Here is a 21,029-nt window from a genome sequence, read left to right as displayed (position 1 = left end):
CTCATTTTAACGCCAAATTTACATGGCGGACCGCTGTGCAGGCGCACTACAATAGGCGCCTCAACATTCCGTAGGGGAGCTCATGGATTGGCAATTCTGGATTGACCGCGGCGGCACGTTTACCGACATAGTCGCTCGCATGCCGGACGGCAAACTGCGTACCCACAAGCTGTTGTCCGAGAATCCTGAACAGTACCGCGACGCCGCCATTGCCGGCATCCGCCACTTGCTGGGTGTAGCCAGCGGACAGCCGGTGCCGCCCGGCCGCATCGAAGCCGTCAAAATGGGCACGACAGTCGCCACCAATGCGCTGCTGGAGCGTAAAGGCGAGCCGACCGTGCTGGCCATTACGCGCGGCTTCCGCGATGCATTGCGCATCGCCTACCAAAACCGTCCGCGCCTGTTCGAGCGCCATATCGTGCTGCCGGAATTGCTGTATTCCCGCGTGGTGGAAATCGATGAGCGCATGGACGCGCATGGTGAAGTCGTGACGCCGCTGGATGAAGGCAGTGCCCGCGCCGGCTTGCAGGCAGCGTATGACAGCGGCATGCGCTCGCTGGCGATCGCGTTCATGCATGGCTACCGCTACAGCGCACATGAAGCCCGCGTGGCGGACATTGCGCGGGAAATCGGCTACACGCAAATCTCTGTGTCGCACCTCGTCAGCCCCATGATGAAGCTGGTGGCGCGTGGCGATACCACGGTGGTCGATGCGTATCTGTCGCCTATCCTGCGCCGCTATGTCGACCAGGTGGCCAGTGAACTGCCGGGTGTGAACCTGCAATTCATGCAGTCCAATGGCGGCTTGACGGATGCGCGCGCATTCCAGGGCAAGGATTCGATTTTGAGCGGCCCGGCCGGCGGCATTGTCGGCATGGTGCGCGCCAGCCGTTTGGCGGGCTTTGAAAAAATCATTGGCTTCGACATGGGCGGCACGTCGACCGACGTGTCCCATTATTCGGGCGAATTTGAACGGGTATTTGAAACGCAGGTGGCCGGCGTGCGCATGCGCGCCCCCATGATGAGCATCCACACGGTGGCGGCGGGCGGCGGCTCCATCCTGCACTTCGACGGCAGCCGGTTCCGCGTCGGTCCGGACAGCGCGGGCGCCAATCCGGGACCAGCCAGTTACCGCCGCGGCGGCCCGCTGGCTGTTACGGACTGTAATGTCATGCTGGGCAAGATCCAGCCTGAGCACTTCCCGAAACTGTTTGGCGCGGACGGCAGGCAAATGCTGGACCGCGATGTGGTCAAGCAGCGTTTTTCGCAATTGGCCCGCGAAATCCGCGCCGCCACCGGCAAGCCGATAGGCGCCGACGAAGTGGCGGCGGGCTTTATTGAAATTGCGGTCGGCAACATGGCCAACGCCATCAAGCAGATTTCCGTGCAGCGCGGCCATGATGTGACGGAATATACGCTGACCAGCTTTGGCGGCGCCGGCGGCCAGCATGCGTGCCTGGTGGCCGATGCGCTGGGCATGAAGACCGTATTCATACATTCGCTGGCCGGCGTGCTGTCGGCTTACGGTATGGGCCTGGCCGACCAGACAGCCATGCGCGAACAGGCGCTGGAAATCCGCATGGACGACGGAGTGGAAGCGCAACTGCGCGCGCGTTTCGACGCACTGGGAGTGGAAGCGCGCGGAGAATTGCTGAGCCAGGGCGTCGGCGATGACCGCATTACGTTGATTGACCGTGTGCATTTACGGTATGAAGGCACGGATTCCGCATTGATCGTGCTGTTCGATACGCCCGACGGCATGAAGGCGCAATTTGAGGCGGCCTACCGCAAGCGCTTCTCGTTCCTGATGCCGCATAAGGCGCTGATCGTTGAAGCTGTCTCGGTGGAAGCCGTTGGGGCATCGGATGCGCCAGCGCCGGCTGCACCGGTACAAGGCGTACGCGAAGGCGGTTTGCGCGCGCATAGCGTGGTGCGCATGTATGGCGCAGGGAAGTGGCACGATGCGCCGCTATTCCGCCGCGACGATACGCGCATCGGCGACATCATCGATGGCCCGGCAATTATTGCGGAAGCCAATGCGACGACGGTGGTGGAGCCGGGCTGGCAGGCGCAAGTTACGCCACAGGACCATCTGGTGCTGCGCCGCGTACTACCGCTGCCGGACCGGCGCGCAATTGGCACGACGGCCGATCCTGTCATGCTGGAAGTGTTCAACAACCTGTTCATGTCGATTGCCGAGCAAATGGGCTTGCGGCTGCAAAACACGGCATATTCCGTCAACATCAAGGAGCGCCTGGACTTTTCCTGTGCGATCTTTGACGCGGACGGCAATTTGATCGCCAATGCGCCGCACATGCCGGTGCACCTGGGTTCCATGGGCGAGAGCATCAAGACGGTCATGCGTGAAAACGCGGGCAAGATGGCGCCAGGCGACGTGTACATGCTCAATGACCCTTACAACGGCGGCACGCACTTGCCGGATGTGACAGTGATTACGCCGGTGTTTGACGAAGCGGGGCAGTCCATCCTGTTCTACGTGGGTTCACGCGGCCACCATGCGGATATCGGCGGCACTACGCCCGGTTCCATGCCGCCGGATTCGCGCAGTATTGAAGATGAAGGGGTGTTGATCAATAACTTCAAGCTGGTCGATGGTGCGGAAGGAGGCCGCTTGCGCGACGCGGAAGCGCGCGCGTTGCTGGCCGGTGCGCGCTGGCCGGCCCGCAATCCCGACCAGAACATGGCGGATTTCCGTGCGCAGATTGCAGCCAACCAGAAGGGTGTCGATGAATTGCGCAAGATGGTGGCGCACTTCGGGCTCGACGTTGTGCAAGCCTACATGCGCCACGTGCAGGATAACGCGGAAGAGGCAGTGCGCCGCGTGATCAGTGCGCTGCATGACGGACACTTTACTTTGCCGCTCGATAATGGCGCGCACATCCAGGTCGCCGTGCGGGTGGACCGTGCAAGCCGCAGTGCGGAAATCGACTTTACCGGCACGTCGGCCCAGCTGGACAACAACTTCAATGCGCCGTCGGCCGTGTGCATGGCGGCCGTGCTGTATGTGTTCCGTACCCTGGTCGATGACGATATCCCACTGAATGCGGGCTGCCTGAAACCGTTGAAGGTCATCATTCCACCGGGCTCCATGTTGAATCCCCATTACCCGGCGTCGGTGGTGTCGGGCAACGTGGAAACGTCGACGTGCATTACCAATGCGCTGTATGGCGCGCTGGGCGTGCTGGCGGCGTCGCAGGGCACGATGAACAATTTCACGTTTGGCAATGCGCGCTACCAGTATTACGAAACCATCAGCGGCGGCTCCGGCGCCGGTGAAGGGTTTGACGGGACGTCGGTGGTGCAGACCAACATGACGAACTCGCGGCTGACGGACCCGGAAGTGCTGGAATTCCGTTTCCCTGTACGCCTGGACAGCTATGAAATCCGTGCGGGTTCCGGCGGAGCGGGCAAGTGGAAGGGCGGCAATGGCGGGGTGCGCAAAATGCGCTTCCTGGAGCCGATGACGGCGGCCATCCTGTCCAATAACCGCCTCTATGCGCCATTTGGCATGGCCGGCGGCGGGGATGGGGATAAAGGACGCAATTACGTGCTGCGTGCCGATGGCTCCATTGAAACGCTGGGCCATATCGGCAAGACCGAGATGGCGGCCGGGGACGTGTTCGTGGTTGAAACGCCGGGAGGAGGCGGCTTCGGCAAGGTGTGAGGCCCTACGGAGCGTTCAAGCCGTGGTGGAAATCCCGTACTTGCGCTGCGTACCCGAATACATTTGCACCAGCCGGTCAAACTCTTCATTCTCGCCATCCATCCGCCCCAGCCGCTGCAGCAGCACGCCGGCCTGCTCGCCGGTAGCGGCTTCCCAGCCCAATTCATCGAGCTGGCGCACCATGGCGCTGACGGTGGCGTACAGCACGGGCAGATTGTTGGGCGCCTTGCGCAGCGCCAGGCTGAGGGTGTAGACAGCGGACTTGTGGTCGCCCTGTTCCATCTGGTTGGCCGCGCTGTCCAGCAATTCGCCCACTTGCAGGTTGACGGTTTCGCCGACGCCGCGCGCCAGGTCGTGGCGGCCTGCTTTTTCAAACACGCCCACCGCATCTTCCAGCGACAGCGCATTGTCATCGTCATTCATCATGCCAATCACGACGCCGGCCGCGTCTTTATCGAGCTTGTATTGCAGGCACGAGTCGACCAGCCCTAGCCGGATACGGCGGGATAAGCCGCGCGCGCCATAGACGGCTGCGACGGCAGCGTTCAATTCAGAAATCGCCGCATTGCCATTGCCCATGCTTTCCATCAGCAGGGCAGAGGAGATTGCACGGCACGCTTCCAGGTTGTCATTGCCCCGCATCGAACGCTCCAGGTCGCGGATCACGCCGCCCGCCTGGCTGGAATCGCCTTTCTTGAGCAGCGCTTTGACCAGGTTCACATGGTCTTCCGGATCGCGGAATTCCGAATACTTGGCCTTGGCCACAACCTGCTTGAACGCTTTTTCCGACACGGCAGGATCGCCCGCGTCATAAGCCACCGTGCCCAGGTGCCGCAAACGGTGCACCATGTGCGGAGAAATCGCCACGGCTTCTTCCAGCACGCGCTTGGCTTGTGCAGGCTGCCCCAATGCTTCATGGGTGCGCGCCAATAAATCGTAGGCCGCCATGAATTTCGGATTTTGCGCGATCAATTTATCCAGTGTCAGCACCGCTTCGTCAAAGCGTCCCGTGTCATGCTGGCAGCGCGCCAGGCCCAGGTGCGCCCATCCTATCGGACGGCCGGCCAGGATGGTGTGATAAATCAGTTCCGCTTCCGACAGCTCGCCCAATCCAAAATGCAGTTCTGCGCGCAAGCGGGAAAATTCCGTGGCCATGCGCGGATGCGTGCTTTCACCGGCGCGGGTGGCGGCAATGGCTTCGCGCACCAGGCCCTGGTCCAGCAATTGGTAAACCGGCGTGAAGGCGGTGCGGCGGCCAATGGCGCGTGAAATCCGCTGCAGCAGGATTTCCAGCGTGAATGGCTTCAAAATGTAATCGTTGGGCGCCAATTCGGCAGCGCTGACCACCTTGCTGTACGCCCCTTCGGACGTCAGCATGAAAAAGATTGACCAGCGGCTCAGGATGTTATGCAGGCGCAAGTCTTCCAGCAATTGCTGGCCATCTTGTCCGCCATCGCCGACGCCACCCGACAAGTCGTACTCGCACAGGATGATGTCGTATTGCTTCTTGCTGATCTGGCGGATGGCAGTACCCGCCGACAGCGCATCTTCAATACGGACAATGCCAGCCTGGTTCAACATGCCACGCAAGTTCGTGCGCATGGGTTGGCTGGGGTCAATCAATAAAACGGATAATTCTGAGTAATCCTGCATCAGCGGCTTTCAACATGGGCTGGCTGCGGCGGCGCTGCCGTAGCCGGGGGAGCGACATTGTACTTCTGGCGGGCCGCCTGGTATTGGGCAATCAAGCCTGCCAGCAGCGGGTGGTTCGGGTTATCTTCGCGGATGCGCTTCAACAGGCCGGCTGCCTGGGCGGCCAGCGGCCCATCCCAGCCCATGTCAGTGATCTGGCGCAGCATGGCGGTGACGGCCACCGTCCACAAGCCGGTATTGTCGGGACGGCGCCGCAGGGCTTCCTGCATAACGGCCACGGCGCCTTTGAGGTCGCCGGAACGGGATTTTTCCGCCGCCTTGCGCACCATCTGGTCCACTTCGGAATCGACCTTCTTGCCATAACGGTCGGCCAGGTCCGTGCGTCCGGCTTTTTCACACAGCGCCACCACTTGCGCATCCGTGATGCCGCTGGTGGCGTCCGCCGTCAGGGCGGAAAACAGCGTGTTGGCCTGCTCGTCCATCTGGTTCGACATCAGCGACTGCGCCAGCCCCAGTTTTAAATTGTTGGACACGCGCGCTTCGCTCAGCGCCGCCAGCGCCGTGGTCAATTCAGCAACGGCGCCTTCTGCATTGCCATTCATTTCCTGCACCAGCGCCGAAGAGAAGGCGCGGCACACTTCGACATTCGGGCCGGCGCGCAGCGACCGTTCCATATCACGCACGACGCCGGCCGCGCCATTGGCGTCGCCCTTGGTCACCAGGGTGCGCACCAGGTTCAAATGGTCTTCCGGATCGCGGAATTCGGAATATTTGGCCTTGGCCACCACTTGCTTATACGCTTTTTCCGCGCCTTCCACGTCGCCGGTGGCCAGCGCCACTTCGCCGAGGTTGCGCAGGCGGCCCACCATGTGCGGGGAAATCGCGATGGCGTCCTGCAGCACGTGCTTGGCTGCTTCATCATGGCCCTGGGCGCGGTGCACCTTGGACAGCAAATCATAGGCTGCCATGAATTTCGGATTGGACGCGATCAGCGCTTCCAGCGCCGCTTGCGCTTCCGTATGGCGCTTCAATAAGTGCATGCAGCGAGCCTGTCCCAGTTGGGCCCAGCCGATTTGCTTGGTTTGCAGCACAGACGCGTAAGCCAGCTCGGCCGCTGCAATTTGCCCCATCGATTGCAGCAATTCCGCCCGTAGCCGCGCGAAGTCCGCGGCGTAGCGGGGCTGGGCAATTTCAGCCGCTGCGCAGGCCGCCACGGCTTCCTTGACTTTGCCCTGGCCGATTTGCTGGTAGACAGGCAGGAATACCGCGCGCCGCTCCAGCGCTCGGCCGAAACGCTGCGACAGCGTTTCCACCGTGAAGGGTTTGAGGATGTAGTCGGTGGGCAGCAATTCCGCCGCACCAATCACCCGGCCATATACGCCTTCAGACGTCAGCATGATGAAGATGGTCCACTGCGCGATGACTTTATTGTTGCGCAAGTCTTCCAGTAGTTGCTGCCCGTCCTGGCCGGAATCGCCGGAGCCATTCCCCAGGTCATATTCGCAGAGAATGACGTCGTAAGACTTCTTGCTGAGCTGGCGGATGGCTGTGCCGGCGCTGACGGCATCGTCCACCTTGGTGATGTACAGCATGCTCAGCATGTTGTGCAGACTGGCGCGCATGCCCTGGTTGGGGTCGACGATCAGGATCGACAAATTGCTATAGTCTGGCATAGTTTTCTCTCAGTGGCCTGGCTTTAGTTGCGGGCGGGCATCAGGAAACTTTGCTCCAGCATACTCTAAGGATAGGCAAAAAAGGCGGGCTTGCTGGTTTTTCGGCACAGCTGAGCCGGACTTTAGGGCAAGAGCCGCAAAAAATGTTGCTTTGGGGGCACTGTAGTGTGTCAGGCAAGCAATTTTGTGAGCAGGCTGTCACGGGTCAGGTCTGTCCCGAGAGGAGTGAAAAAGGTATAATGCCGGGCAACGGATTTTAAGCCCCACAGTTTCTTGTATCTCCTCTTTATAAATCCGCGGCCACAAGTCGCACAACCAAGCTCCCCACCATGCTGATTTTGCCGGGTTCCAACGCCCTGTCCGCCTTCCGCAGCCAACGTCTCCTCAACCAACTGCAAGCCGTCTTGCCAGCCGTCGTCAGCGTGCAAGCGCGCTATCTGCATTTCATTGATGCCGTGTCGGTATCCGAAGACGATCACAAACGCCTTCAAGGTTTGCTGACTTACGGCGAACCGGCCCACGCCGAACACCATGACAGCCCGGTCGAAGAATTTGTCGTGATTCCCCGCTTCGGCACGATTTCGCCATGGGCGTCGAAAGCCACGGATATCGTGCACAACTGCGGCATGGCGCACATCCACCGCGTCGAGCGCGGCGTGGCCTACCGTGTGCATCTGAAGGCCGGCTTCCTGGGTACCGGCATCGGCGCCGGCAAGATGTCGGCCGAACAGGCGCAAGCCGTGGCGGCGTTGCTGCACGACCGCATGACGGAATCCGTGCTGCGCCACGCCGACGAAGCCGCCGGCTTGTTTGGCGCGCTGGAAGCGCGTCCGCTGGAATCCATCGATGTGATCGGCGCCGGCCGCATGGCGCTGGAAAAGGCCAATACCGACCTGGGCCTGGCGCTGTCGGACGATGAAATCGATTACCTGCTGGACGCGTTCACGAAAGCCGCGCGCAATCCAACCGACGTGGAATTGATGATGTTCGCGCAAGCGAATAGTGAACACTGCCGCCACAAGATTTTCAATGCCGACTGGACCATTGACGGCGTTGCGCAAGACAAGTCGCTGTTCAAGATGATTAAAAATACCCACGAAAAGCAGCCGAAAGGCACCATCGTGGCGTACAGCGACAACTCGTCCATCATGGAAGGCGCGGAAGTCACCCGTTTCTTCCCGCGCGGTGAAGGCCATGAGTATGGCGCGTCGAGCGAACTGATCCACACGCTGATGAAAGTGGAAACCCACAACCACCCGACGGCCATTTCGCCATTCCCCGGCGCATCGACCGGTGCGGGCGGTGAAATCCGCGATGAAGGCGCGACGGGCCGTGGCGCAAAGCCAAAAGCCGGCCTGACCGGTTTCACGGTATCGAACCTGATGCTGCCGGGCGCAGTCCAGCCATGGGAAAACGCACAAGCCGTCACGGCGCCGGTGGAAGGCCGTGCTGCTGCTCCGGTCTACGGCAAGCCGGACCGTATTGCATCGCCACTGCAAATCATGATCGACGGCCCGCTGGGCGGCGCTGCGTTCTCGAATGAATTCGGCCGTCCGGTATTGGGCGGTTACTTCCGTACGTACGAACAAAATGTCGGCAAGCCATACGCTGGCGCGCATGACACGGTGTTTGGCTACCACAAGCCCATCATGATTGCCGGCGGTATCGGCAATATTTCGGCCAAGCACACGCACAAGCACGATATTCCCGTCGGCTCGCTGCTGATCCAGCTGGGCGGCCCGGGCATGCGCATCGGCATGGCCGGTGCGGCGGCGTCGTCGATGGCGACCGGCACCAACACGGCGGACCTGGACTTTGACTCGGTACAGCGCGGCAACCCGGAAATGGAACGCCGTGCGCAGGAAGTCATCAATGGCTGCTGGCAGCTGGAAGACAACAACCCGATCATTTCCATCCACGACGTGGGTGCGGGCGGCCTGTCCAACGCCTTCCCGGAAATCACCAACGACGCCAAGCGCGGTGCGATTTTTGACTTGCGCAAGGTGCCGCTAGAAGAATCCGGCATGTCGCCAAAAGAAATCTGGTCCAATGAATCGCAGGAACGCTACGTATTGGCGATTGCGCCAGACGACCTGCCGGTATTCCAGGCACTGTGCGAGCGCGAGCGCTGCCCGTTCGCCGTGGTGGGTGTGGCGACGGAAGAGCGCCAGCTGAAACTGGTCGACAATGAGCTGGGCAATTCGCCGGTCGACATGCCGATGGACGTGTTGCTGGGCAAACCGCCAAAAATGCAGCGCGACGTGCACCACGTGCAAAACGATTACCCGGCGCTGGATTTGACCGGCGTGGCACTGGAAGAGGCCGCCAAACGTGTGCTGCTGCTGCCGACCGTGGCCGACAAATCGTTCCTGATCACCATTGGCGACCGTAGCGTGGGCGGCATGTCGGTGCGCGACCAGATGGTCGGCCCATGGCAAGTGCCGGTGGCGGACTGCGCCGTCACGACCTTGAGCTATGAAGGCTACGTAGGCGAAGCGATGGCCATGGGCGAGCGTACGCCGCTGGCCGTCATCGATGCCCCGGCTTCCGGCCGTATGGCGGTGGGTGAAACCATCACCAACCTGGCAGCCGCGCCAATCGAAGACATTTCCAACATCAAGCTGTCGGCCAACTGGATGGCTGCTTGCGGCCAGCCTGGCCAGGACGCTGCGCTGTTTGACACGGTGAAAGCCGTCGGCATGGACCTGTGCCCGGAACTGGGCATTTCCATCCCTGTGGGCAAAGATTCGCTGTCGATGCGCACCACGTGGAAAGATGACGGCGAAGCCAAGGCCGTCACGTCGCCGGTGTCGCTGATCGTGTCTGGTTTTGCGCAAGTGTATGACGTGCGCAAATCGCTGACGCCGCAACTGCGTACTGACCTGGGCGAGACGTCGCTGATCTTGATTGACCTGGGCCGGGGCAAGAACCGTATGGGTGCATCCAGCCTGGCGCAAGTCATGGGCCAGCTGGGCAACGTGAGCCCCGACGTCGACAGCGCGGAAGATTTAAAGGGCTTCTTCGCTGCAATCCAGAAGCTGAACAAGGATGGCAAGCTGCTGGCGTACCACGACCGTTCCGACGGCGGCCTGTACACGACGCTGGTGGAAATGGCATTTGCCGGCCGCGCCGGCGTGTCCGTCAACCTGGACATCCTGACCCTGGACGAAGGGCATGGCGCCGACCAGGGCGATGCAAAGAACTGGGCGACCCAGATCGGCGCGCGCCGCAACGACCAGACGCTGCGCGCACTGTTCAATGAAGAACTGGGCGCGGTAATCCAGGTGCGTGCTGCCGAGAAATCGGAAGTCATGGACGTGCTGCGCACGTTCAACCTCGGTGCGTGCAGCCATATCATCGGCAAGCTGAACGACCGTGGCGTGGTGGAATTCACCCGCGACGCGAAGATCATCTATGCGCAGCCGCGTGCTGAACTGCACCGCCTGTGGAGCGAAACGTCGTGGCGCATTTCCCGCATGCGTGAAAACCCGGCCACGGCGGACGCGGAATATGACCGCTTGCTGGACGAGCAAGACCCTGGCATGACGCCGAAAGTCACGTTCGACCTGGCAGACAACGTGGCGGCGCCATTCCTCGCGAGCGGTGTGCGTCCGCGCGTGGCGATCCTGCGTGAGCAGGGCGTGAATTCCCACATTGAAACCGCGTGGGTCATGCACCAGGCCGGCTTTGCCGCCATCGACGTGCACATGAGCGACTTGATTGCCGGCCGGGTGAAGCTGGCGGACTTCCAGGGCATTATCGCCGTCGGCGGCTTCTCGTACGGCGACGTACTGGGCGCGGGCGAAGGCTGGGCCAAGTCCATTTTGTTCAACCCGGCCATGTCGGACCAGTTCGCAGCGTTCTTTGCCCGCAAGGACACGTTTGGCCTGGGCGTCTGCAACGGCTGCCAGATGATGAGCAACCTGAAATCCATTATCCCGGGTGCACACGCGTGGCCGAAATTCACGACGAATAAATCGGAGAAATTCGAAGCGCGCTTCTCGATGGTGGAAGTGCTGGATTCGCCGTCGATCTTCTTCCAGGGGATGGCCGGCACGCAAACGCCGATCGCCATTGCACACGGCGAAGGCTACGCAGACTTCTCGCAGACCGGCAACATCGGCGAAGCCATCGCGGCATTGCGCTTCATCGACAACCGTGGCGCCGCCACCGAGGTGTATCCATACAACCCGAATGGTTCGCCGCAAGGGCTGACGTCGGTAACGACGGCCGATGGCCGCTTCACGGTGATGATGCCGCACGCGGAGCGCGTGTTCCGCACAGTGCAAAACTCGTGGCATCCGGATGGCTGGGGCGAGGATTCGCCGTGGATGCGCATGTTCCGCAACGCGCGCAAATTCATCGGCTAATCTCTACCGTTAGTCGCTGAAACCAGCCGGGCAGGTGTGAAAAACACTTGCCCGGTTTGGTTTTAAGCAATCCATCATGGTGAAATGCACACCTTCATGGTATAAAGCACGCCTCTTTGGCTTTGCGAAATACCAATGAATCGTGGCTTTTATACCATCATGGCGGCGCAGTTTTTCTCGTCGCTGGCCGATACGGCGCTGCTATTTGTCGCCATCGACCTGCTGACCCGCCTGAACAGCCCGGCGTACATGTCGCCCATGCTGAAGCAGTCATTTGTCTTGTTTTACATTGTGCTGGCTGCGTTTGTGGGCGCGTTTTCCGATTCCATGCCGAAGGGACGCGTGATGTTTATCGCAAACCTGATCAAGATTTCCGGCTGCGCCATGCTGTTTTTCGGCGTGTATCCGGTGCTGGCGTATGCAGTGGTGGGTTTTGGCGCGGCAGTGTATTCGCCGGCCAAGTACGGCATCCTGACGGAATTGCTGCCCGCTGAAAAACTGGTGCCGGCCAATGGCTGGATTGAAGGATTGACAGTGCTGTCGATTATTCTCGGCACGGTCATGGGAGGCTGGCTGGTCAGCCAGCGCGCGGCGGAAATGTTGCTGGGACTGGATTTGCCGCTGCAGCATATGGGCATCGACACGGCGCCGGAAGCCGCCATTTGTGTGACGGCTTGCCTGTACGTGGCTGCCGGTCTGTTTAATCTGTTTATTCCTGACACGGGCGCCCGGTATATGCGCCACGAACTGAATCCTTCGCGCTTGCTGGGCGATTTTGGGCGATGCGTGCGTGTTTTGTGGCACGACAAGCTGGGCCAGGTGTCGCTGGCGGTGACGACGCTGTTCTGGGGCGCCGGCGCGACGCTGCAATTCATCGTTTTGAAGTGGGCGGAAAAGTCGCTGAACATGCCATATGACCGCGCCACGCGGCTGGTCGGCATCGTGGCGATCGGGATGGCGGCCGGTGCAGTGATGTCGGCGCGCATGATCCGCTTGAAAGATACGCTGAAAGTGCTGCCGTTCGGCATAGCCATGGGCTTGATCGTGATGGTTATGCCGTGGGTACAGAGCGTATCGCTGGCGTATCCGCTGCTGATCTTGATCGGTGCACTGTCCGGCTTCTTTGTGGTGCCGATGAATGCGCTGCTACAGCACCGTGGCCACGTGCTGATGAGCGCCGGCAGTTCGATTGCCGTTCAAAACTTCAACGAAAACATTTCGATTCTCGCCATGCTGGCCATGTATGCGCTGATGCTGAGCCTGAATCTGGACCTCGACGTCATCATCGTGCTGTTCGGGTTGTTCGTGGCGGGCATCATGGTTCTCATTACGTTGCGGCATGCGGCCAACCAGCGCCAGTTTGATTCGGTGGCGCTGATAGGCGAGGGCGGCCATTGAACTGCGCCCGGCCTTGCGTTTGCCAAGGCCGGATTTGCTAACGGCCGCTATAGCATGTGGGTCGGTACGATTCTTTTATATTTCGTACATCTATGCGGCATACTGGCAAGTTGAAAAAACGTTAATTCATGCCGGCTTAAACTTGAAGGTTCCTGCTCAATGCCTATTGCATTGCCAAATGAAATCACCACAACCCGCCTGATTTTGCGCCAGCCCCGCGCGAGTGACGCGGCTGCCTTATTCGACGCCTACACGCAGGACGCAGAAGTCGCCCGCTACATGGTTTGGGTCCCTCACAAGTCGGTCAAGGAAACCGAGGGCTTTATTGCTTATTGCTGTGAGGCGTGGTCCAGCGGCAAATCTCGTCCTTACGTAATGTCTTTACAAAGCGCCCCCCATCGCCCAATCGGTATCCTGGAAGCTCGCCTTCACTCCCACATGATTGATCTCGGCTATGTTTTGGCCCGCGAGCACTGGGGGGCAGGCTTGATGCCGGAGGCGGTTGGTACACTGGCTGAAATAGCCTTGGCTGATCCTTCATGTTTCCGCGTACAGGCGACTTGTGACGTCGAGAACATCGCATCGGCTCGAACGCTGGAAAAGGCGGGGTTTGCTCTTGAGGCCAAGCTTCAGCGCTATACCATGCATCCCAATATCAGCGCAGCACCCAGAGCATGCTTCATGTATGCGAACTGCCGGTAAACACGCTGCCAGCAGGGCGATCCCTTTCAGCGCAGTTCCCGTTACTGGTCCGACCACAGTTTGCCGCCAGTAGCCCAGTGCTCACGCTTGACTTCGTGAATCAGGATATCCACGGATTCCGGCGACGAACCCAGGGTCTTGACGGTGGCTTCCGTCACGGCTTTGACGAATTCACGCTTTTGCTCCGGCGTACGGCCTTCGAACAGTTGAACATTGATGGTTGGCATGGGCTTTCTCCTTTATTGGCTGCATCAAGTACGGTATTGGGGGCTCGCTGCGTCCAGCCGGCGCAGCAGCGACGGCCACTCCAGCACGCCTTCGGGCGAACCATCGCCCACCAGCTGCATATGGGCCTTGAGGCACGTGGCTTCCGATGGCTGGCGCAGCGGCACGACTGCCGCTTGCGCGCGTAATTGCACGTCGCAGGCACGGTCCAGCGTTTCCATCAGGACGAAGGCTTCGGCTATCGTGCGGCCGACCGTCAGGCTGCCGTGATTGCGCAGCAGCATGGCGTAGCGGGCGCCCAGGTTTTGCGTCAGGCGCTGCTGTTCGTCTTCCGTCATGGCGATGCCCTCGTAGTCGTGGTACGCCAGTTCGCCGTAGAAGCGCAGTGCATAAGGCGACAGGGGCTGCAGGCCGGTTTCCTGCATGCCGACCGCGATGCCGGACAGGTTATGCAGATGCATCACACACGCTGCATCGGGACGGGCCTGATGGACAGCCGCATGCAGGCGGAAGCCGGACTGGTTGACAGTGTATTGCGACGGCCCCACGACATTGCCATCGCTGTCCACCTTAACAAGGTTCGACGCTTTTACTTCATTGAAGCGCATGCCGAACGGGTTGATCAGGTAGTGGCCGGGTTCGCCGGGCACCGCGGCGGAAATGTGGGTGTAGATACCGTCGTCCCAGCCATACAGCGCGCATAGCTGGTAGCACGCGGCGAGATCAACGCGGGTTTGCCATTCGGCCTGGGTCGTGATGGCGGGGCGGGAGGCAAGAGCGGCGGCCGCCTGGCCTGGGGTCGAGAGTCTGTCCATGCCGCCAGATTAGCAGTCCGCCCGGCTACGGATATATGGCTTCTGGCATGAAATCTATGTGCAATCTCCTATTGCCAGGCTTGTCTCCGCACAGCGCGCATTAAAATGAAGACAGCTTCAAATTGACGCGCACAGGGAAGCGCATGGCGCAAGGTTTGCCGCCACACTTGGCGGGCGTGAATTTGCTCACCAGCAGAACGTTGGCGGCAAATTCGCTAATTTCCTTACCAGGCGAGCGCCGCACCATGACATCCACGGGCGTGCCTTGTTCATCGATCAGCACATCCATCCACAGCTCGCCACTGTCGTAGTAAATTCCCTGTGCTGTGTAAATGGCTTTATATAATTCTGTGGTGCCTTTTGCAGGGTACGGAGGAACATCATCGTCTTGCAAAACCGTGAACCAACGGCGTACTTCCTGTTGTTCATCTGGCGTTAAATCTTTGTACGCTTTATTAAATGAGACAGTGCCACCGGAAATCAGTGGCTCCAGGTAATATACCGAATTCCTGTTGCGCGGCACCCTGTATTTATGTGCAGCTCACTTCCGCTCAGGCATTCCAAGGGCGGGTAGCTGGAGTGTACGCTGCAGGCCATTCGAATACGTAATCATGCCATTGCCAGCCCAGCGGCCATCTGTCCACTCGCACTTATAACTGCCGCCCAACGCATATTCCATCGTGCCACCGTGGGCGCCCCATGTGCCTGTATAACGGGTGCCAGAGGTATACTGTACCGTGACTTCGCCAACCATTTCTCCTTTGTCAAACATGGCGTCGAGCGTGTAATGATTTTCATGCTCGATTTGTGTTTTACCCTGGCGCTTACCCTGATCGAAATCACCCCAGCTAATGGCGCCATCAGCCTCTTGTTCTGCACTGGGCCCATGCTTTTTACCGCGCTGAAAGGGGGGACGTGAAAAGCGAAAGCCCGCATTATAATTCGCCAGTTTGCCAGAATACTCTCGAATTATCACAGGTGCTTATTGGCTTCCCGGTAACTAAGTGCCGCAAGTATATCTTTATTGATAGCAGTAAATTCCCTGACCCTATCTGGCGCGTGCCGTGCATAATCGCGCAATGCCCAGCCGATTGCCTTTTGAATAAAGAATTCTTTCTCGTGGGCGAGCGCCTTGCAATAATTAAACAGGCGGGTCTCATCCGTTTTACCGCGCCAGCCCAACTGGTGTAGCAGCGCAATACGGCGCACCCAAAAATCACTGCTGGCCAGGGCTTCGTCCATATAATCATGCCTATGCCGCAGTACATCGCCAATAATCCCCGCCATTCCATCCACGCTATCCCACCACGCATGGGTACGCGCCAGTGTAATCAGTCTCGGAATATCGTCTGCGTGCAATTTCTTCCAATGCAGTGCCAGCATATCCAAGGCGGCGTAATGATATTCCCGCTCAGGCGATGTCCATAATGCCTGTGCCAGCGGCAACACTAATTGCGGTTCACTTATTTGCCGGATGATGGGTTTGATGGCAGCACGCCTGGCTGGCGTGGCAATACCGAGAAAGATAAAACGGTCACGCATATAGGCCCGCATGGCAGGCGCCCGTTCGCTGTCAGCCAGAGGAAGCAGCGCGCTGCGGATTTCGGTAATGATAGGGTGATCCATATTGTTAATTATGCCAGATTATGGCGTGATCATGCTGTTTGGTGATATGAAGGAGCGGCTTCAGCTTAGTAAAGGGCAATAAAAAAGCGCTTCCGAAGAAGCGCTTTTTCAATGAAACCCGAGGCGATTATTTCACAACAGCTTTATTCATCAGGTTATCGCGGAAGGTAATCAGCTTGCGCTGTTTCACAGCTTCAGCCACCTGGTCTTTAACTTCTTCCAGTGGCGGGAATTGTGCTTCGCGCACTTCTTCCAGGCGAATAATGTGGTAGCCGAATTGCGATTTCACCGGGGTTTGCGTCATTTCACCAGGTTTCAGTGCAACCATGGCTTGCGAGAATTCAGGCACATACGAGCCTGGCGCGGAGAAGCCCAGGTCGCCGCCATTGGCTGCGGAACCGGTATCTTTGGTACCTTTCGCCAGGTCTTCGAATTTCGCGCCGCCTTTCAGCTTGGCGATAATATCGGTGGCTTCTTTTTCCGTGTCCACCAGAATATGGCGGGCGCGGTATTCTTTACCGCTTTGCGCTGCCTTGGCGGTATCGTATTCCTTTTGAATTTCCGCGTCGGTCACGGCATTCTTTTTCAGGAAGTCGCGCATCATCATATTAACCATGATTTGCGTGCGGGCTTTATCCAATTCCGCTTGCACTTCAGGGCGCATACCCACGCCTTGTTTCATGGCTTCCTGCAGCAATACTTCGCGTGCAATCAATTCTTTTTTAATGGCGGCGCGCAGTTCTGGCGAATCCGGCTGGCGGCTTTGTGCCGTATATTGTTGAACAGCGGCTTCCAGTTTAGCCGAAGGAATGGCTTTGCCATTAACCGTTGCGACGTTTTGCGCCATTGCAGGCACGGCAGCCATGGCCAGCAGGGTAATCAGGGTACGTTTCATTCTCTCTCTCACTCTATTCTCTGTATAACCGGCAATATAAAAGCGCCCCGCAGGGCGCCTTAATATCGGCTCGGTAAATTACTGAACCTTGGCTTTCTTAACCAGTTCTTCCTGGTAAGCCATCACTTTTTTACGTGCGACTTCGTTGGCCACTTGCGGCTTCAGCTCTTCCAGCGAAGGCAGCGTTGCATCGCGCACATCGTCGACTTTAATGACATGGAAACCGTTAGGGGTTTGTACGGCTTTTTCCGTCACTTGGCCTTTATTCAGGCCAACGAAAGCATCTGCGAATTGCTTCGGTACGGACTTTGGATTGACCCAATCCAGGTCGCCGCCGTTGGCAGCCGTGCCGGTATCTTTCGAGGTTTTAGCCAGGTCTTCAAACTTGGCGCCGCCTTTCAGTTTGGCAATGATGGCGTCCGCATCCGCTGCGGTTTCCGTCACGATGTGGCGCAGGTGGTATTGCTTGCCGCCGTTCTGGGCAACGAAGGCGTCGTATTCTGCCTTGATTTCAGCGTCCGATACCTGGTGCTTCTTGACGTAGTCCATCACCAGTGCGTTTACGAGGATTTGTTGACGTGCATCTTCCAGAGCAGCCTTGACTTCGGCGTTCTTGTCGTAGCCTTGCTTGGTTGCTTCCTGAACCAGCACTTCCTGGCCGATCAATTGCTTCTTGATCGCATCGCGCAGTTTTGGCGAGTCCTGGTCACGGCCTTGTGCGACCACTTGCTTGACCATGGCATCGAGGCGCGCCGACGGAATGGCTTTGCCATTGACGACCGCAACATTTTGAGCAAACGCAGGCGCCGCAACGACGGCGATAAGTGCGATCAGCAAACGGGCTGGCTTCAAATTCATTGTTTCAAATCCTAAGGGGTAAAGTTCTTGAAAAAGCGGCGGTAAGGAAGGTGATCGCAAATGTCGGTTCTATCCAAATCGCCGCATGGTTTCATACTTCTGACGGTGCCAATGCGGTAATGGCTAATGCATGAATTTCTCCACGCATCATATCGTGCACGGAATCATACACGAGACGATGTCGCATGACGAGTTTCAAACCTTCAAATTTAGCAGAAACGATGCGCAGCTGGTAATGACCGCCGCCAGAAGCTGCACCCGCATGGCCTGCATGCAATGCGGATTCATCTTCCAGCTTCATTTCCACCGGTTCTAATGCAGCGCGCAAGCGCTGTTCGATGCGTTCAATTCGGTTATCAACGCGGTTATCGATACGGGATTCCATTACGCTTCCTCATCTTTAATGTATTTAGCCAGGTAAAAAGTCTGCCCGACAATAAATACCAGGGTGAGGGCGGTGGCGCCGAAAGCTTTAAAGCTGACCCACGCAGGGGTATCGCCTTTGAACAAGACAAACGCAACGAACAGGTTGACCAAACCCAGTGCAATAAAGAATGCGGTCCACATCCAATTCAAGCGTTCCCACACGTCATCCGGCAATTCCAGTTGCGTGCCCATGGTCTGGCGGATGGCGTTGCGGTTGAACAGGTAGCGGGCGCCCAGCAAGCCTATGCCAAAGCACCAGTAGATCAACGTAGGTTTCCACTTGATGAAGACTTCGTCATGGAAGTAAATCGTCAAGCCGCCGAAGACAACGAAGAAGAACAGCGACAGCCACAGCATGAAGTCGACTTTGCGGCCCAGCACCAGCAAATACACGATCTGGCCCGCGTTGGCCAGCATGCCGGCAATGGTGGCGACCACCATCGGCGCCTGCTCGGCCGTAGCGGTGCCGCCCGCCATCACGCCAGACAGGTGGGCATTGACCCACGCTGCCGTGGCGTCGGCATGCAAGCCGCCAAATTTATAGCAGCCAAAAAACACCAGCAGCGGGAAAAAGTCGAACAGTATTTTCTTCATGAAGCTTCTTTATTTTCAATCTTGTGGTTCAAAGCGCAGCGACGCCGAGTTAATGCAATAACGCAAGCCGGTCGGCGGCGGGCCGTCCGGGAAAACATGGCCGAGGTGGGCATCACACACGGCGCAGATGATTTCGGTGCGCAGCATACCATGGGAACGGTCGACCACTTCGATGACATTGTCTGGATTCAACGCTTCAAAATAGCTGGGCCAGCCGCAGCCGGAATCAAACTTCGTGTCGGATGCAAACAGCGGCGTGCCGCAGCACACGCAAGTATAAATGCCGTGTTCGTGATGGTCCCAGTATTTGCCCGTGAAAGCACGCTCCGTGGCGGCGTGGCGGGTGACCTGGTATTGCATCGTGTCCAGCATGGCGCGCCATTCGGCGTCGGTCTTGGTAACTTTGTTGGTCATCATGAGTCCCAATTAAGAAGAACAGCTGACTTCGAGGTGACTGGCCCAGTCGGGAGGCAGGGCCGCGTAAGCTTCGTGCTCAGGCTGTTCGTCGAACGGACGCTGCAAAACTTTCAGCAGGCGCGCCACTTCAGTAAAGTCTTTTTGCTGTGCTTTTTCAATGGCAACTTGTGCCAGGTAGTTGCGCAGCACGTATTTCGGGTTCACCGCATCCATCGCAGCTTTGCGTAGCGAGTCTATGCTGTTCTCTTGCCGCAGGCGCGCCCGATAGCGCAGCGCCCATGCATCGAAGGCGGCGCGGTCGATGAACAAGTCGCGTAGCGGTGCATCCGGGTGCGCATTGCCTTCTTCGCTGGTATCGGCGTCCACCTGCAAATTGCCGAGGCGGCGGAAGAACAACGTGAAGTCCGGATGGTTGTCGTGCAACATGCCAAACATGGCGTCGAGCAAGTCGCGGTCGTCATCCTGTGCCGTCGTGAAGCCCAGCTTGGCGCGCAGCAGCGCATCGATTTTCGCGGCAAAAACGGGCTGGTAGACGTCCAGCGCCGCTTGCGCGGTTTCCACTTCGCCGATCAGCGGCAGCAGCGCCTGGCCCAGCGCATAGCAATTCCAGTGGCCGATTTGCGGCTGGTTGCCATACGAATAGCGGCCCTGGCTGTCGCTGTGGTTGCAGATGTGGTTGCTGTCGAACGCTTCCATGAAGCCGAACGGGCCATAATCAATGGTTTCGCCCAGGATCGACATGTTGTCCGTGTTCATGACGCCATGCATGAAGCCGACTGCCTGCCAGTGCGCCATCAATTCCGCTGTGCGGCGCGTCACGGCTTCCAGCAGGGCAGCATAGGGGTTGGCTGCATCCCGCAATTGCGGATAGAAACGCGCGATGACGTAATCGGCCAGTGTTTTTAATTGTTCCGGCTGGTTGCGGTAAAACCAGTGTTCAAACGAGCCAAAGCGGATGAACGTGGGCGCCATGCGCAGTACGACGGCGGACGTTTCAATGGTTTCACGCACCACGCCCTGGTCCGACCCCGCGACGGCCAGCGCGCGCGACGTGGGAATGCCCAGCGCCGCCATGGCTTCCGAGCACAGGAATTCGCGGATCGACGAGCGCAGCACGGCGCGGCCGTCGCCCATGCGGGAATACGGCGTCAGGCCAGCGCCTTTCAATTGCAATTCGATGGGGCCGTGTTCGGTCGGCACTTCGCCCAGCAAAATCGCGCGGCCATCGCCCAGCTGGCCGGCCCATACGCCAAACTGGTGGCCGGAGTAGACGGCCGACAGTGGCTGAGCCTGGTCGGGGATCGCATTGCCAGCCAGGATATCGAGCGTGCTTTGTTCGGCCAGCGATGCTTGATCGAGGCCGATCAGGGCGGCCGCCTGACTTGACGCCGCAACCAGATACGGTTGCGGCAGCGGGGTGGGCATCAGGCGGGTATAAAAATCAGAGGGCAGCCCCGCGAACGAGTGCTGCAGAGACAGTTGTTTAATGGCGATTCCAGTGCAGATAACAATAGGATTTGTCTGATTTTAGCCTACGCGGATTCTAGGCGGGGCGCTTAACGGATTACTATCGCTGTTACAACCAGTAACCAGTGTTTGTTTCTAGTCACGTTGCTGCACTGCAGCATCAAAAACGTTTGACGAAAATAGCACGCGCGTTCGAAAATTAATTTAATAAAACCGCAAGGAGAC

At 58.7% G+C, this 21,029-nt stretch carries 17 protein-coding genes; 4 read left to right on the top strand and 13 right to left on the bottom strand.

The genetic code is table 11. The annotated features are described in order from the left end of the window. The first annotated feature begins 82 nt into the window (after positions 1-82). Positions 83-3,685, top strand: coding sequence for a hydantoinase B/oxoprolinase family protein (locus GM668_RS19430; RefSeq protein ID WP_155440614.1), 3,603 nt, complete (start codon positions 83-85; stop codon positions 3,683-3,685). 15 nt (positions 3,686-3,700) lie between these two features. Here the strand turns inward: GM668_RS19430 and GM668_RS19425 are convergent, their stop codons facing one another. Next, a complete protein-coding gene (locus GM668_RS19425) occupies positions 3,701-5,338 on the bottom strand; it encodes a tetratricopeptide repeat protein (protein WP_155440613.1) in 1,638 nt (545 codons plus the stop codon). After that, complete coding sequence (locus tag GM668_RS19420; RefSeq protein WP_155440612.1) at positions 5,338-7,011, bottom strand: tetratricopeptide repeat-containing response regulator; 1,674 nt, start codon at positions 7,009-7,011, stop codon at positions 5,338-5,340. Before GM668_RS19420 ends, GM668_RS19425 begins: the two co-directional genes overlap by 1 nt. A gap of 329 nt (positions 7,012-7,340) precedes the next feature. Between GM668_RS19420 and purL the strand changes: the two genes are divergently transcribed. The 3 genes from purL (at position 7,341) to GM668_RS19405 (ending at position 13,481) form a co-directional block, all read left to right on the top strand. Further along, positions 7,341-11,381 carry a phosphoribosylformylglycinamidine synthase gene (purL, locus tag GM668_RS19415; RefSeq protein WP_155440611.1) on the top strand — a complete coding sequence of 1,347 codons (4,041 nt, stop codon included), beginning with the start codon at positions 7,341-7,343 and terminating at the stop codon, positions 11,379-11,381. Positions 11,382-11,516: 135 nt separating this feature from the next. Continuing rightward, on the top strand, positions 11,517-12,779 hold the full coding sequence (gene lplT / locus GM668_RS19410) for a lysophospholipid transporter LplT (protein ID WP_155440610.1): 1,263 nt from the start codon (positions 11,517-11,519) through the stop codon (positions 12,777-12,779). A gap of 159 nt (positions 12,780-12,938) precedes the next feature. Continuing rightward, the gene (locus tag GM668_RS19405; RefSeq protein ID WP_155440609.1) at positions 12,939-13,481 is read left to right on the top strand and encodes a GNAT family N-acetyltransferase; all 543 of its coding nucleotides are present in this window, start codon (positions 12,939-12,941) and stop codon (positions 13,479-13,481) included. Positions 13,482-13,522: 41 nt separating this feature from the next. On the opposite strand, the gene GM668_RS19400 is transcribed toward GM668_RS19405, so the two are convergent. The 11 genes from GM668_RS19400 to GM668_RS19350 all read right to left on the bottom strand — a co-directional run bounded on the left by GM668_RS19400 (position 13,523) and on the right by GM668_RS19350 (position 20,762). Beyond that, positions 13,523-13,708, bottom strand: coding sequence for a 4-oxalocrotonate tautomerase (locus GM668_RS19400; protein ID WP_155440608.1), 186 nt, complete (start codon positions 13,706-13,708; stop codon positions 13,523-13,525). Positions 13,709-13,732: 24 nt separating this feature from the next. Continuing rightward, positions 13,733-14,521, bottom strand: a complete 789-nt coding sequence (locus GM668_RS19395; protein ID WP_155440607.1) for a class II aldolase/adducin family protein — start codon at positions 14,519-14,521, stop codon at positions 13,733-13,735. A gap of 100 nt (positions 14,522-14,621) precedes the next feature. Continuing rightward, positions 14,622-15,044: an energy transducer TonB gene (locus GM668_RS19390; RefSeq protein ID WP_155440606.1), complete on the bottom strand. Its 423-nt coding sequence runs from the start codon at positions 15,042-15,044 to the stop codon at positions 14,622-14,624. 18 nt (positions 15,045-15,062) lie between these two features. Next, positions 15,063-15,497, bottom strand: a complete 435-nt coding sequence (locus GM668_RS19385; RefSeq protein WP_155440605.1) for an MORN repeat-containing protein — start codon at positions 15,495-15,497, stop codon at positions 15,063-15,065. Then, positions 15,494-16,147, bottom strand: coding sequence for a DNA alkylation repair protein (locus tag GM668_RS19380; protein WP_155440604.1), 654 nt, complete (start codon positions 16,145-16,147; stop codon positions 15,494-15,496). Before GM668_RS19380 ends, GM668_RS19385 begins: the two co-directional genes overlap by 4 nt. Positions 16,148-16,274: 127 nt before the next feature. Further along, positions 16,275-17,042 carry a peptidylprolyl isomerase gene (locus GM668_RS19375; protein ID WP_229499554.1) on the bottom strand — a complete coding sequence of 256 codons (768 nt, stop codon included), beginning with the start codon at positions 17,040-17,042 and terminating at the stop codon, positions 16,275-16,277. A gap of 78 nt (positions 17,043-17,120) precedes the next feature. Next, entirely contained in the window at positions 17,121-17,900 is a 780-nt protein-coding gene (locus GM668_RS19370; RefSeq protein WP_155440603.1) for a peptidylprolyl isomerase, read from the bottom strand. Between the two features lie 91 nt (positions 17,901-17,991). After that, on the bottom strand, positions 17,992-18,285 hold the full coding sequence (locus tag GM668_RS19365; protein ID WP_155440602.1) for a BolA family protein: 294 nt from the start codon (positions 18,283-18,285) through the stop codon (positions 17,992-17,994). After that, positions 18,285-18,920, bottom strand: coding sequence for a septation protein A (locus GM668_RS19360; RefSeq protein WP_155440601.1), 636 nt, complete (start codon positions 18,918-18,920; stop codon positions 18,285-18,287). Before GM668_RS19360 ends, GM668_RS19365 begins: the two co-directional genes overlap by 1 nt. 15 nt (positions 18,921-18,935) lie before the next feature. Continuing rightward, positions 18,936-19,334 carry a peptide-methionine (R)-S-oxide reductase MsrB gene (msrB, locus tag GM668_RS19355; RefSeq protein ID WP_155440680.1) on the bottom strand — a complete coding sequence of 133 codons (399 nt, stop codon included), beginning with the start codon at positions 19,332-19,334 and terminating at the stop codon, positions 18,936-18,938. Between the two features lie 12 nt (positions 19,335-19,346). Beyond that, a complete protein-coding gene (locus GM668_RS19350; RefSeq protein ID WP_371868732.1) occupies positions 19,347-20,762 on the bottom strand; it encodes a protein adenylyltransferase SelO in 1,416 nt (471 codons plus the stop codon). Between the last annotated feature and the right edge of the window lie 267 nt (positions 20,763-21,029).

Origin of the sequence: Pseudoduganella ginsengisoli (assembly GCF_009720865.1) — a bacterium.
Classification (GTDB): domain Bacteria; phylum Pseudomonadota; class Gammaproteobacteria; order Burkholderiales; family Burkholderiaceae_D; genus Rugamonas; species Rugamonas ginsengisoli.
The sequence above is the reverse complement of the archived record's forward strand: the minus strand, read 5'-3'. Positions and strand labels throughout refer to the sequence as shown.

What these genes read in the sequence shown, in the direction of transcription:
- GM668_RS19430 (WP_155440614.1), top strand. Translation starts at nt 83, where the DNA reads ATGGATTGGCAATTCTGGATTGACCGCGGCGGCACGTTTACCGACATA.
- GM668_RS19425 (WP_155440613.1), bottom strand. Translation starts at nt 5,338, where the DNA reads ATGCAGGATTACTCAGAATTATCCGTTTTATTGATTGACCCCAGCCAA.
- GM668_RS19420 (WP_155440612.1), bottom strand. Translation starts at nt 7,011, where the DNA reads ATGCCAGACTATAGCAATTTGTCGATCCTGATCGTCGACCCCAACCAG.
- purL (WP_155440611.1), top strand. Translation starts at nt 7,341, where the DNA reads ATGCTGATTTTGCCGGGTTCCAACGCCCTGTCCGCCTTCCGCAGCCAA.
- lplT (WP_155440610.1), top strand. Translation starts at nt 11,517, where the DNA reads ATGAATCGTGGCTTTTATACCATCATGGCGGCGCAGTTTTTCTCGTCG.
- GM668_RS19405 (WP_155440609.1), top strand. Translation starts at nt 12,939, where the DNA reads ATGCCTATTGCATTGCCAAATGAAATCACCACAACCCGCCTGATTTTG.
- GM668_RS19400 (WP_155440608.1), bottom strand. Translation starts at nt 13,708, where the DNA reads ATGCCAACCATCAATGTTCAACTGTTCGAAGGCCGTACGCCGGAGCAA.
- GM668_RS19395 (WP_155440607.1), bottom strand. Translation starts at nt 14,521, where the DNA reads ATGGACAGACTCTCGACCCCAGGCCAGGCGGCCGCCGCTCTTGCCTCC.
- GM668_RS19380 (WP_155440604.1), bottom strand. Translation starts at nt 16,147, where the DNA reads ATGGATCACCCTATCATTACCGAAATCCGCAGCGCGCTGCTTCCTCTG.
- GM668_RS19375 (WP_229499554.1), bottom strand. Translation starts at nt 17,042, where the DNA reads ATGAAACGTACCCTGATTACCCTGCTGGCCATGGCTGCCGTGCCTGCA.
- GM668_RS19370 (WP_155440603.1), bottom strand. Translation starts at nt 17,900, where the DNA reads ATGAATTTGAAGCCAGCCCGTTTGCTGATCGCACTTATCGCCGTCGTT.
- GM668_RS19365 (WP_155440602.1), bottom strand. Translation starts at nt 18,285, where the DNA reads ATGGAATCCCGTATCGATAACCGCGTTGATAACCGAATTGAACGCATC.
- GM668_RS19360 (WP_155440601.1), bottom strand. Translation starts at nt 18,920, where the DNA reads ATGAAGAAAATACTGTTCGACTTTTTCCCGCTGCTGGTGTTTTTTGGC.
- msrB (WP_155440680.1), bottom strand. Translation starts at nt 19,334, where the DNA reads ATGACCAACAAAGTTACCAAGACCGACGCCGAATGGCGCGCCATGCTG.
- GM668_RS19350 (WP_371868732.1), bottom strand. Translation starts at nt 20,762, where the DNA reads ATGCCCACCCCGCTGCCGCAACCGTATCTGGTTGCGGCGTCAAGTCAG.